Origin of the sequence: Malaciobacter pacificus (assembly GCF_004214795.1) — a bacterium.
Lineage (GTDB): Bacteria > Campylobacterota > Campylobacteria > Campylobacterales > Arcobacteraceae > Malaciobacter_A > Malaciobacter_A pacificus.
This window is the reverse complement of sequence record NZ_CP035928.1, coordinates 824724-837084: the sequence shown is the minus strand read 5'-3', so window position 1 is coordinate 837084 and position 12361 is coordinate 824724. Positions and strand designations below refer to the sequence as shown.

The window sequence follows — 12361 nt, the reverse complement described above, 5'->3', positions numbered from 1 at the left end:
CCATCTAAAAAAGATGGCTATTATACTTATAGTTTTAAATACTCAATTGATTATCTAACCTACCTTCAAAAAATATTGTAAGTTGAGAGATTGTAAGAGACCAATTCCTAACTGGCATAGTCCATTTTTTATTTGCATTCTGAATTCCCATATACAATAGTTTTAAAAGTGAATTTTCATTTGGAAAAGCTCCTTTAGTTTTTCTCACACTTTGTGTTCGTTCTAAGCTGTAAGCTTTCTAAATTGCCTATGTATTGATTCAATAATATTTGTAGTATAGATAATTCTTCTAATATCTTCAGGATATTTAAAATAGGCAGATAAGTTTTCCCACTTGTTTTTCCAAGATTGAATTACAATAGGGTATTTTTTACCCCACTTATTTTCAAGTTGAACTAATGCTTCTTCTGCTGATTCTTTTGAAATAGCTTGATAAATAAGTTTTAAATCTTTCATAAACTCTTTTTGATCTTTTGAAGCAACATATCTAATTGAATTTCTAATTTGATGAACAATACACAACTGTATTTCTGTATTAGGAAATATTGCATTTATAGCTTCAGGAAATCCTTTTAATCCATCAATAGATGCAATAAGTATATCTTCTACTCCTCTATTATTTAAATCAGTTAAAACCTGTAACCAAAAATTAGCTCCTTCATTTTCTGACAGATATAATCCTAATATCTCCTTTTTACCATTTAATCCAACTCCTAAAACAGTATAAACAGCTTTAGATATATATCTTCCATTATCTTTAATCTTATAGTGTATTGCATCAAGCCACACAAAGGGGTAGATTGATTCAAGTGGTCTTTGTTGCCATTCTTTTAATAATGGTATAACTTTATCAGTAACAGCACTTATTGTAGCTTTAGAAAAACTCATTCCATACATTTCTTCAATATGTTCAGATATTTGACTATAACTATTTCCTAAAGCATACAAAGATAGAATTTTTTGTTCTATATTATCTGACATATGAGTTTGATGTTTTTTAACTATTTGAGGCTCATAAGAACCATTTCTATCTCTTGGAACATCAAGTTCAAATTCACCAACACTACTTTTCATAGTTTTAATAGATTTACCATTTTTTCTATTTTTATTTATCTCAGAAGTTAAATGAGACTCAAGTTCAGCTTGTAATACAGCTTCTGTAAGTTGTTTAATAAGAGGAGCTAAGACTCCATCTTTACCATCTATTTTTGAACCTGCTTTTATTTGTTCAAGTGCTTCATTTAAATCAAATGTTTGATTCATTGTTCAATCCTTTAGAATTATAAATTCTATCAGACTGACACAAAATTTCTAACACTCCCTCTTTTTATTTATATTTCTCACATATTTTTAAAATAGACTGATAATCAAAATCTTCTAAAAAATCTTCTAAAAACTTTTTACTTTTTTTATCTAATTTATTTGTAGATATTAAATCTTTTATAGATTCATTATCCATTTGCAAACAATAATAGATTAATTTTTCAAAAAAATCTTTTGGTACATTTTCAAAAGAGAGTTTAAAATCTACTTTTTCTTGTTTTTCAAAAACCACTTCAATATTCAAATATTTTTGCAAAATATTAATTAACTCTTTTTCATCAAATGGTTTTGATAAAAAATCATTTGCGCCACTATTATAAGCTTTTTGTTTATCTTCTTCAAAAACATTTGCTGAAAGTGCAATAATTGGAATATCTTTTTTATTTAAATCTTTTCTAATAATTTGTGTTGTTTCTAGTCCATCAAGTCCACTCATTAAAATATCCATAAATATTAAATCAATACTATGAGCTTTGAAAATATCAATTGCTTCTTCTCCACTACTAGCTTCATAGGTTTTAAAGCCATATTGATTTAGTATTTGTACTACTAAATCTCTATTCTCTTTTATATCATCAACAACTAAAATTGTTTTATCATCATTTACATCTGCAATTCCTGCAATATCTTTTGTAAATATTTTTTCTTCTAACTTATTTTTTACAGATTTTTCATAATTAATACTAAAATAAAATTCACTCCCTTTACCTATAAAACTTTTAAGATAAATAGTTCCACCCATAAGTGAAATCAACTCTTTAGTAATAGATAAACCAAGGCCTGTTCCTTGTGAGTTATAATCATCTTTTTTTATCTGTTCAAATGGCTTAAAAATCTTTTTTTGATTTTGGATGTCTATTCCAATTCCTGTATCTTTTACTTCAAAGAAGAGTTTTTTATTTTGTGCATAAATATTTAAAGTTATTTCACCATTTATAGTAAATTTTAGAGAATTTCCTAACAAATTAATAAGTATCTGCCTTAATCTTTGTTCATCAGCTTTTATGATATTTGGAACATTTGAATCAACATTTAACTTAAAGTTTAATCCTTTAGATTCACACCTAAATGCAAACATAGATTCAATATCTTTTATAAATTCATGAAACTCAAAGGTTTTAGGAACTAATTCGATTTTTCCTGCTTCTATTTTTGAAAGTTCTAAAATCTCATTTATAATATTTAATAAGTGATTTCCACTTCTTTTTATAACCTCTAAGTTTTTCTTTTCTTGTTCATTTATATTTGAGGACTTTCTTAAAAGGTTTGCAAAACCTAAAATAGCATTTAAAGGTGTTCTTAATTCATGACTCATTCTAGCTAAAAAGGTTGATTTTGCTTTATTTGCACTTGTTGCTTCTTCCATAGCTAGTTTAATCTGATGTTCACTTTCAATTAATTTTTCTGTATTATCTTTAAAAATTTGAACTGAAGCTATCATATCTCCAACTTCATCTTGATATTTATTTTTTTCTAACTCAACACTCATATCATTTGATGAAAGTTTCATCATAACTTTTCTTAAGTAATCAATTGGATACACAATTCTAAATAAAATAATAAAGAATGACATTAGAAAAAGAATTATTGAAAATAGTACAATCACATTTACGTAAAACTCTAACTCTTTTACTATTATTCTAGCTTCATCTACTTTTTGTTTAGTTCTTGATTCAAAAGCTTTATAAAAATCATCAATTGGTTTCATAATTCTAATTTTTGCTTCATGATATTCATCAGAATGCATAATATCTCTAGCTAATTTAAAATTAGGTTCACCATGAATTGTATAGTTACCATTTTCATCTTGGAAAATTCCTTTAACTGCATTCATAGCTTTGTGTTCCAAATTTGTTAAGTCATCTGATTCTTTTTTTGAAGCATATAATAAATTTAACTCTGATTCAGGGAAGTTTGCCCTTTGCATAAGTTCTTTAAGTGCGATTTTTTCTCCATCTAAAATAGGTTTTTTATCCCCTAAAGTATAAAAATCCCAAAATATACCATTATATCTTTGGGGTCTTGGCAAATCACCATTTCTAATGTCAAATACAGTTTTAAACTGCTCTTCAAACATAGAGTTTCCAGTGATTACATAAGTTCTTGCCATTCTTGTTAAGTCATCACTACTTTGTCTTAATTCTTGAGCTAGAATCAAAGACTTATATTGCATTTGATATGCATCTTCAAGTTTTATTGTTGATTTTTGATATTTATTAATCACAACTGCAACAAAAATAAACGAAACTGTATTTAAAATAAACAGTAACATAAAAAGTCTCTTTAAATTCACTAAAAATCCTCAATTTACTTTTATATCTTTTATCTTATAATCTTAACAAACAAGGCAGTGTAAAAGATTAACTATATGAATAAAAACTATACAGTACTTATTATTGATGACAAAAAAGAGAATTTAAAATATCTAAATGAAATTTTAAAAGATGAAAAATATACTGTTAAAGCATCAACTGATGCTAACTTTGCAATAAACTCTTCAAAAATCAATCCCCCTGATCTAATTTTACTAGATATAAAAATGCCTGAAATAAATGGTTTTGAAGTATGTAAACTCTTAAAAAAAGAGAATAAGCTAAAAGATATTCCTATAATATTTATTAGTGCATTAGATGATATAAATAGTAAAGTAAAAGCTTTTGAAGAAGGTGGAGTTGATTATATTACTAAACCTTTTGAAAAAGAAGAAGTAAAAGCAAGAATTAAAACTCAATTAAAACTTTTTGAGAAAAAACAAACAATTGAAAATCTTCTTATACAACAAGACTTTTTCTTAAAAAAAATAATTCATGAAATGAATACACCTTTGAGTATAATCTCTTTAAATATTGATAATCTAGAAACACAATTAGGTCCTAAAGAGCAATTTGAAGCGATAAAAGCTTCATCAAAATCTTTATCTTCAATTTACAATGATTTATATTATTTAACAAAAAAAGAGAAAAGAACTCAAGAGATAGAATCTATAAACTTAATAAACTTTCTCTCATCAAGGGTAATGTTTTTTGATGAGATGGCAAATATAAAAAATATAGATATAGAATTAAGTATTCACAGTGAATTTAGTGTAATTATGGATAAAAATGATTTAGAAAGAGTTATTGATAATACTATATCCAATGCAATAAAGTATTCTAATGAAAACTCTATAATAGACATAATTTTAGACAAAAATTATATTGAAATAAAAGATTTTGGAACAGGAATAGAAGATACAAATGTAGTTTTTAATCCTTATTACCAACAAAAAAATGCAAATATAGGACTTGGACTAGGGCTTAGTATTGTGAAAGATATTTGTGATAGATATGAAATTAAAATAAATGTAAATTCAGATAATAATGGTACATCATTTATCTATACTTTTCCTCAAAATTTAACAAAAGAGAATTAATGAAAATTTTTTTATTAGAAGATGATTTTTCACTAAATAAAGTAATAAAAAACTCACTTCAAAATAAAGGTTTTTTTGTAGAGAGTTATACAGATGGATATAAAGCAATTGATGTAGTAATAAACAGTAAATATGACTTATATATTCTTGATGTAAATGTTTTAGGATTTGATGGTCACAAAGTTTTAGAAGTGATAAGAAGTGAAGATAAAGATGTTCCAGTTATTATGATTAGTGCAGAAATTGATATAGAAAACATCAAAAAATCATACTCTTTAGGATGTAATGACCACATTAAAAAACCATTTGATTTTGAAGAACTATACTTAAAAATCCAATACCTATTTAGTCATAAGATTAGCGAAGAAGTAACTGAAAAAGTTGATTTAGGATATGAATTTGCTTTTGATTTACAAGAAGAGAAACTTTATAAACATGAACATGAAATTGATCTAACACTAAAAGAAAAACATCTTTTAACACTTTTAGTTAAAAATATTAATAATACAGTTACAAATGAAATGATTCATGAATATGTTTGGGATAGCAAAGAGATGGAAGCTGTTAGTATGAGAAGCATCGTTCATAAGCTAAAAAAGAAGCTTAAGAACGGAATGATTATAAATCTTCGAGGTGTTGGATATAAATTAATTTATCAGAAATAAGTTTTTTTAGCTCTTCTAATTCTTCTTTAGAAAGAGAGTCTTCATCTACTAAAACCTTATCATATTGATTCTCTTGAAGAGCATTAATTAACTCAATTTTTTTAAATACTTGTTTAATTTCATATCTCTTTTTTAATTCAACTACTTTTGTTATATAGTTTATAGGATTTGGATTTAAAAAGATTATATTTTGTTTTGTCTTTTGTCTATTTTTTAAAGTAGTATCTTGACTATCTACTTCTTCAAATCCTTTAATGATTTTTGGTAAAGTAACTTCAAATATAGAGCCTTTTCCTTCTTGACTTTCTACTTTTATTTCTCCTTTTAAAAGCTTAACTAACTCTTTACAAATTGTTAATCCAAGTCCTGTACCAGTAAACTTTCTAGTTGTTGTTGAGTCAACTTGACTAAATCTATCAAATATAAGTTTTAATTTATCACTTGGTATTCCAATACCCTCATCTTGTACTTTTATTTTAACATACTCATTTTGATCAATTAAACTTAAAGAAACATTTTTATTCTCACTAGTAAATTTACAAGCATTACTTAAAAGGTTATTGATAATTTGTGCAACTCTTTTTTCATCAGTAATTATAGACTCTAAGCTACTATCAATATTTAGTTCAAAGTTAATATTTTTAGCTCTAAATTGACTTTCAAAACTATTTACAATATTTTTAATAAAATCATTTACTTTAAATTCACGAATATCTAGATTTATTTTCCCTACATTTAATTTTGAATAATCTAGAATATCGTTAATTAAAACTAATAAATTCTTTCCACTTTTATTAATTACATCTAAGTTTTTTATATCTTTTTCTGTAAGATTTTTTTGTTTATTAGTGGTCATAATTTCACTTATGACATTAATTGAATTTAATGGAGTTTTTAACTCATGACTGATATTAGCCAAAAACTCATCTTTAGATTTATTAGCATTTTCTGCAATTATTTTTGCTTTATTTAACTTATGAGCTTTTTGTTTTAGCTCTTTGATCATATATTCAAAATTATCACTTAATTGAGAAATCTCTAAAACATTTGTATTTACTGATTTAAACTCAATATCATTTTTAGTTAATTGAGTTGTTTGATCAGATAAAAATTCAATTGGTTGTGTAATATCATTTGAAAATTTATTTATTCTTCTTAATAAAATATAAAAGAAAATTACATAAAAAAGAATTAATAAACCAATAGCTAAATATCCTATTTTATTAGTTAAATCTCTTAAACTCTCAATTGAACTAAAAAGCTTATCTTCATCCACTAAAATCATCATTTTCCAGTTTGTTTCACCAACATTTTCCATTAATGTTAAATACTTTTTATCTGCGATTATCAACTCTTCTGTACTATTTGTATTTATAAGATTTTTAAAATGCTCTGCAAAAGGTGATTTATTTTTTAATATATTATACTCTTCAGGCTTTTCAATAGTATTTAGTAAAACATCTGTATATAAATGGTCTTTTAATTCTTTTAATCCCAAAAGTTTTTCAATTTCATTAGGCATTGCAATAATCATACCCTCATTATCAACCATGAAAAGATTTGCATCATAAGGTAATTTTGCATCAAGAATATTTTTAACAAAAGAGTCAATTGTAATATCAAGACCAGTTACACCTTCTAAAAAATCATTTTTATAAATAGGAACTATACAAGAAAGCATCCAACCATTACCTGCTGGGTCTAAGTAAGCACTTGTCCAAACTGGTTTTCTTGAAGGATTATGCTTTTGATCAGCTAAATAGTAAAAATTGTAATCTTCCATATTTATATGTTCACCATATTGTTCATAAACTTTTGGAATAAAAGGATAAAGTCTATTTAAATCATCCCAACTATTAAAGTACGATGCCATAATTAAAGGATTTGTATCAACAATATTTTTTAAACTTGTATCCATAGCTTCTGTAAAAAGTGCTTTATGTGCTTCTACTTCTGTTATTTTAGTATTTGAAGAGTAGTATAAACTAGCCCCAACTTTGTTAGTTTTATAGTAAACACCATTTGAAGCTACATCAAAAGTTGGCTTACCATTTGGTAAGTAAATATTTTCAGAGTTTTTAAATATAGATTCATGCTCTTTTTGTAAAATTGTTGCATATTCAGAGACTTGTCTTAATTTTTCACTTATCTTATTGGCTTCATTTTTAAGAATATTTTGGCTACTAGTAATTGCTTCATTTAACATTAAATCTGTATTTTTAGTAGCTATATATTTATTGATAGAGAAGTATAAAATAATAAGTGTAATTTCAACGACTAAAATTGGGATTAATGAGAATTTTATAAAATGACTAGATAATATCTTTTTTAAAAAAAGTTTTTTCAATTTTTACACCTAATTTTTTTTCATATTATATCACAAAAAGGTGTATTTAAAAAATTATTAAAGATAAAGCTTATAGGGAAATCCCTATAAGTTTTATTATTTAAAAATATCAGCCATTTGATTTTGATACCAACCAACAGCAAAATCTGCTTCTTGCATTCTATAACTTTTGTCTGCATTTGTTGGACTTAAACCACCTGAACCTTCAACTTTTACTATCTTATCTTCATGGGCTTCATAAACTGCAGCAACTGAAATACCATAATCAGGAGCAACAAGACTATAACAAGTATTAGCTAATTTTGGTGGATTTACAGCTTCTTGCTTTCTAAGTAGTCTAGTTATCTGTAAAGCAGCTATTTTACCTTGTGAATTTGCAGAAAAACCTGATTTTGGCATAGATGCTGAAATTGAAGCATCTCCAATAACATGAATGTTTTTAACTAATTTTGATTCAAATGTTTTTGTATTAATAGGACACCAGTCACCATCAGTTAATCCTGAATCAAATGCTAACTGCCCTGCTTTTTGATTTGGAATATAGTTTAAAACATCTGCTTGAATCTCTTCATCTTCTGTAGTACAAACTCTATTTTTAGGATCAACTTTTAAAACTTTTCCTCCAAAATCAGAACTTCTCCACTCAATCATATCACCATAAAGTTCTTCCCAACCTGCTGTGAATAAACCTTGTTTAGAGAATTTATTTTTTTGGTCTAATATAATGATTTTTGATTTTGGCTTATTATTTTTTAAATAGTTTGCAACTAAAGATATTCTTTCATAAGGTCCAGGAGGACATCTAAAAGGATTTTGTGGTGATACCATTACATAAGTTCCACCATCTTTCATTTTTTCTAATTGTTCTCTTAAAAGTGATGTTTGAGCACCTGCTTTGTATGCATGAGGAGAGTAAAGTTCACTTCCTTCTTCATAACCTTTCTCATATTTAAAATCAATTCCTGGAGATACAATAGCTCTATCATATGATATAATTTTTCCATTATCTAAAACTACACTATTAATAGCTCCATCAAGTTTTTTTACTTTTTCATGAATTACTTTTATCCCATATTTAGACTCTAAAGTTTTGTAGTCATGTTTAATATAATCAATATCATTCATTCCTGCAATAACTGTATTACCAAAAGGACAAGTATAATACTCTTTGTTTTGCTCAATTAAAATAACTTCTAAACTTGAATCAAATTTTTTAAGATATTTTGCAGCAGTTGCTCCACCAAAACCACCACCTACAACTACAACTCTTTTTTTATTTTTAGGCATACCAACAGATGCTAAAGAGTTACTAGCAGCAAGTGAAAGTGCAACAGAACCTAATAACAGTTTATTAAATTTTCTTCTACTTAACATAATTTTCTCCTTGCTTATCTTTTAATTTTAGAAAAGTAATATGATACTTGTTCTAACTCTTCATCTGTAAAACCTTTTGTATGCTTTTGCATCATAGTCCCAGGTCTTTTACCATATTTATAATCAAGAAGTGTTTGATATAAAGTAGTTTTACCAAGTCCAGCAATATAAGGTGTTATTGTCTCAGACTTACCATCTGTTCCATGACAAGAGGCACAAGAGAGAGATAACATCTCTCCTCTAAGTGGGTCATAATCAGCAGCAAAAGAGAAGCTTGTTGCTAATAATAAAGAAAAAGCTATTTTTTTCATAAACTATCCTTTCAAAATTGATATTTACTAATATAAATACTATATTTGAAGAATAGCAATAAAGTAGTAATTTTGCTTTAATTAAATAAAAAAGAGTTTTTTGTATCCTAAAGTAACATATTGATTTTTTCATTAGAATCAATTATCTTATCAAGTCCAACTTCTTCATTTAAAATTAAAGAGTATACCGTATCAACTATCTCTTTTAAAGAGACTTCTTTAGCTTGCTGATTAGCAAATAAAAGCATGTTAACTCCTGAATTAATGGCAAGTTTTAAAGTTGTTCTTAAATCATAATGTTTTGAAATAGCATACATTTGTAAGTCATCAGTAATCAATACACCTTCAAAACCTAACTCTTTTCTTAAAAGTTTTGTATTTACATTATAAGATAGAGTTGCAGGATATTTATCATCTAAATTTTTATTAAAAACGTGAGCTGTCATAATCATATCAACACTTTTATTTTTGATAAACTCTTTATAAGGTTCTAACTCTTTTTCACTCCAAGTATTAGTAATATCAACAAAACCTTTGTGTGAATCAGCTAAAGATGAACCATGCCCAGGAAAATGTTTAAGTACGGATATCACATTTTGTTTTTTTTGTTCCTCAACAAAAACTGATGCATATTGAGTTACTTTTTTTGCATCTTCACCATAAGAACGCCCTAGTTTATATATTACTTTATTGTTTTTATTAACAGCTAGATCTACAACTGGAGCAAAATTTAAATTAACACCATTAGAGTTTAACATTGTTGCAAGATTTTTATAAGATTCCCTTGCAAATGCAATGTCCTTTATAGAAATTGTTTTTGCTTTTAAAGTATCTTCAAAACCATTTGATTTTTTCATTCTTTGAACAATTCCACCCTCTTGGTCTATTGCAATTAATAGTTTTTCTTCAGATATATTTTGTAATTGAGAAGTTAAAAGTTTTAATTGTTGTGGGTCTTTAATATTCTTTATTTTCTTTTTATTTGTAGGGTCTTTATCAAATAAAATCACTCCACCTAATCCAGATTCAATATTTTTATAGATTTCATCATTTGAATTTATACTCTCACCTTTAAATCCAAGTACAACCATTTTTGAAATCATTCTTTCAATATCTTTTTTATTTAAATCATCATTTGCACTAATAAATGATACTAACAAAAAAGGTAGTAATAATTTTTTTAACATTTTAACCCTTTAATTTTTTTGGAAATTATAGTTATATTTCATTTGGATATTGTTTAAAAGATTATTTTTTATACATATTTTAGAAGTTTTAGTAATATTTTATTGACTTTGCATATAAAAAAAGATACCATAACAAAATAATTTAAAAAGGAGACCTTATGTCAAAGAAAGAAGAAGAAAAATTAAAGAAAAAAAAGGCTAAAAAAGCTGAAAAGAAAAAAGTAGAGAAGAAGAAAAAAGACTCTAAAAAGAAAAGTAAAAAAGAGAAAAAAGCTTTAAAGAAAAAAGTAGAAAAAAAGAAAGCTAAAAAAATAGAAAAGAAAAAAAACAAGAAGAAAAAAGCAAAAAAAGCTTCTAAAAAGAAATAAATAAAAAGCACTAATTAAGTGCTTTTTATGCCCTCTATTATTCAGGTTTTTCCATATCTCTAAATAGATATCTTTGCGAAGATTTAACAGATAAATATCTAACTAACAATAAGAAAAGTATCACTCCTGATAAAATCATAAGATTATAGTTTACTGCACTTTCAAAAATTGCTTCTATTGAATTTAATTCTTCAACATTAATCTTTACTACATTTACTATAAATTCTCTAAGAGCTAAAATAATAAATGCATCAACAAGTAGACTCATTGTAACTCTTTGTTCTCTAATATAATTTACTACAGCTCTAACTATTTCTAAAAATATAATAAAATAAAGCATATAAATAATAAATTCCATTAACATATTTGTTGCTAATGCAATTAGAAATAAAACAGAAGCAATTGTCATTTCTATATAAAATTTATCTTTAAAAAAACGAATAATAGTTCTTTTCATAACAATCCTAATTTATATTTGCTTTAATAGCTAACCATTCTTGAGGGATCTGATTATATGATTTATTAGCCATAAATATTATTGAAGATATCATAGCTCTTGAACTAGTATCTCCACCTGCTTTTGCATTTTGGATTAATAACTCTTTTAAATTATCATATTTGCATAAAAGATGTATTATTCCACTAAACCCATCATCAATATCACATGCAGGTCCAAAGTTTCTAATTGAATCATATGTATTTTCATTTTTTGAATCAATACCTCTTGTAATCATTTTTTGAATTGAAGTATCAAACTCATCCTTTAAAAAAGAGATAGATTCAATAATATTTTTTCCTTCTAAAACCATTAATAATAATTTTGCAAAAAATTTACCGCAAGTAATAGTTTTAATATTATTATGAGTAAGATTAATAAGTTTTTCTACATTTTGTAAAAACTCTATCTTATTTTCAGAAACTAATAATAAAGGAGCGATTCTACCTATTACAGACATATCAGTAGAAGTTGAACCACTAGGAGTTATACCATTAGCAATATTTTGCATACTTTGTTTTGATGCACTATCTAAATAACCATCATAAGTTTTCATCTTTTCAAACCAGTATTTTGAAAACTCTTTTTCATTAAAATTATTATTTTCTAAAATAAATTCATATAACCATAAAGTTTGGTCACCATAGTGAGTAAACTCTCCTGCACCTTTTCCTTTATGCCAAATTGCCATTGGTGCATTTAGGATATTCCAATTTATACTATCTTTAGCCAGTTGATTCTCATCATAAACCCAATGACTTCCTAATGAATATGAATCAGCTACTAATGAAACTAATACTAATTCTTTTATTTTTTTTTCTTCAAACATCTTTTCTCCAGCACTAAAAAAAATTATATTTTGTAGTTTAACAAAAACT

At 25.7% G+C, this 12361-nt stretch carries 10 protein-coding genes and 1 pseudogene; 3 read left to right on the top strand and 8 right to left on the bottom strand.

All coding sequences use genetic code 11. The annotated features are described in order from the left end of the window. Positions 1-34: 34 nt before the first annotated feature. Both APAC_RS04285 and APAC_RS04280 read right to left on the bottom strand, forming a co-directional pair. Positions 35-1263: pseudogene (locus APAC_RS04285) on the bottom strand (IS256 family transposase). Positions 1264-1327: 64 nt separating this feature from the next. Continuing rightward, positions 1328-3595: a response regulator gene (locus APAC_RS04280; protein WP_228255943.1), complete on the bottom strand. Its 2268-nt coding sequence runs from the start codon at positions 3593-3595 to the stop codon at positions 1328-1330. 96 nt (positions 3596-3691) lie between these two features. On the opposite strand from APAC_RS04280, the gene APAC_RS04275 reads away from it, so the two are divergent. Beyond that, the gene (locus APAC_RS04275) at positions 3692-4735 is read left to right on the top strand and encodes a hybrid sensor histidine kinase/response regulator (protein ID WP_130232942.1); all 1044 of its coding nucleotides are present in this window, start codon (positions 3692-3694) and stop codon (positions 4733-4735) included. Further along, entirely contained in the window at positions 4735-5400 is a 666-nt protein-coding gene (locus APAC_RS04270) for a response regulator transcription factor (RefSeq protein WP_130232941.1), read from the top strand. The genes APAC_RS04275 and APAC_RS04270 overlap by 1 nt, the downstream gene beginning before the upstream one ends. On the opposite strand, the gene APAC_RS04265 is transcribed toward APAC_RS04270, so the two are convergent. The 4 genes from APAC_RS04265 to APAC_RS04250 all read right to left on the bottom strand — a co-directional run bounded on the left by APAC_RS04265 (position 5354) and on the right by APAC_RS04250 (position 10619). Continuing rightward, entirely contained in the window at positions 5354-7747 is a 2394-nt protein-coding gene (locus tag APAC_RS04265; protein ID WP_130232940.1) for a sensor histidine kinase, read from the bottom strand. The two genes, APAC_RS04270 and APAC_RS04265, sit on opposite strands and share 47 nt — an antisense overlap. A 96-nt stretch (positions 7748-7843) precedes the next feature. Next, positions 7844-9121: an NAD(P)/FAD-dependent oxidoreductase gene (locus APAC_RS04260; protein WP_130232939.1), complete on the bottom strand. Its 1278-nt coding sequence runs from the start codon at positions 9119-9121 to the stop codon at positions 7844-7846. A gap of 14 nt (positions 9122-9135) precedes the next feature. Then, positions 9136-9432 (bottom strand): c-type cytochrome, encoded by a 297-nt coding sequence (locus APAC_RS04255; RefSeq protein ID WP_130232938.1) that lies wholly within the window; start codon positions 9430-9432, stop codon positions 9136-9138. A 107-nt stretch (positions 9433-9539) separates the two neighbouring features. Further along, entirely contained in the window at positions 9540-10619 is a 1080-nt protein-coding gene (locus tag APAC_RS04250; protein WP_130232937.1) for a glycoside hydrolase family 3 N-terminal domain-containing protein, read from the bottom strand. Positions 10620-10777: 158 nt separating this feature from the next. On the opposite strand from APAC_RS04250, the gene APAC_RS04245 reads away from it, so the two are divergent. Then, positions 10778-10987, top strand: coding sequence for a hypothetical protein (locus APAC_RS04245; protein WP_130232936.1), 210 nt, complete (start codon positions 10778-10780; stop codon positions 10985-10987). A 37-nt stretch (positions 10988-11024) separates the two neighbouring features. On the opposite strand, the gene APAC_RS04240 is transcribed toward APAC_RS04245, so the two are convergent. Together APAC_RS04240 and APAC_RS04235 are read right to left on the bottom strand one after the other, a co-directional pair. Continuing rightward, a complete protein-coding gene (locus APAC_RS04240) occupies positions 11025-11444 on the bottom strand; it encodes a phosphate-starvation-inducible PsiE family protein (protein WP_130232935.1) in 420 nt (139 codons plus the stop codon). Positions 11445-11451: 7 nt separating this feature from the next. Further along, on the bottom strand, positions 11452-12312 hold the full coding sequence (locus tag APAC_RS04235) for an ADP-ribosylglycohydrolase family protein (RefSeq protein ID WP_130232934.1): 861 nt from the start codon (positions 12310-12312) through the stop codon (positions 11452-11454). Positions 12313-12361: the final 49 nt, after the last annotated feature.

Bases quoted from the DNA above. Each gene is read 5' to 3' on its own strand.
- APAC_RS04280 (WP_228255943.1), bottom strand. From the start codon at position 3,595: ATGTTACTGTTTATTTTAAATACAGTTTCGTTTATTTTTGTTGCAGTT.
- APAC_RS04275 (WP_130232942.1), top strand. From the start codon at position 3,692: ATGAATAAAAACTATACAGTACTTATTATTGATGACAAAAAAGAGAAT.
- APAC_RS04270 (WP_130232941.1), top strand. From the start codon at position 4,735: ATGAAAATTTTTTTATTAGAAGATGATTTTTCACTAAATAAAGTAATA.
- APAC_RS04260 (WP_130232939.1), bottom strand. From the start codon at position 9,121: ATGTTAAGTAGAAGAAAATTTAATAAACTGTTATTAGGTTCTGTTGCA.
- APAC_RS04255 (WP_130232938.1), bottom strand. From the start codon at position 9,432: ATGAAAAAAATAGCTTTTTCTTTATTATTAGCAACAAGCTTCTCTTTT.
- APAC_RS04250 (WP_130232937.1), bottom strand. From the start codon at position 10,619: ATGTTAAAAAAATTATTACTACCTTTTTTGTTAGTATCATTTATTAGT.
- APAC_RS04245 (WP_130232936.1), top strand. From the start codon at position 10,778: ATGTCAAAGAAAGAAGAAGAAAAATTAAAGAAAAAAAAGGCTAAAAAA.
- APAC_RS04240 (WP_130232935.1), bottom strand. From the start codon at position 11,444: ATGAAAAGAACTATTATTCGTTTTTTTAAAGATAAATTTTATATAGAA.
- APAC_RS04235 (WP_130232934.1), bottom strand. From the start codon at position 12,312: ATGTTTGAAGAAAAAAAAATAAAAGAATTAGTATTAGTTTCATTAGTA.